The 275-nt window shown below is 49.8% G+C and carries 1 protein-coding gene; it reads left to right on the forward strand.

The annotated features are described in order from the left end of the window. Positions 1–80: 80 nt before the first annotated feature. Positions 81–275, forward strand: a 195-nt coding sequence (locus ACTHS3_RS17855; RefSeq protein WP_440368756.1) for a hypothetical protein, incomplete at its 3' end; no start/stop codon positions are given.

Below are 275 nucleotides of genomic sequence, written 5' to 3' on the forward strand. Positions count from 1 at the left end.
CTTTTTTATTCAGGTAACAACGCAACTTGCCCCCCGTGTAGTGGCATTGTACCCTCAAGACCGTATCTTTCCAGTCGAGTTTGTTTGACATCCGACAGGGTGATATATTTTTTCAAGCGAGGAACAGAGCCTGCTTTGCCGACATCCTGCTGTCCGTCACAATGCCGCTTCAAAAAGAACAAACACACTCAGTAATCAATGATGTCCGCCACAACCGCCGCTGCCGCAGGAATGCTTTTTACCGGCAACAAGGTCGGCGGCACTCGGTATTCTGG

It is taken from the genome of Neisseria sp. P0009.S007 (genome assembly GCF_051962515.1).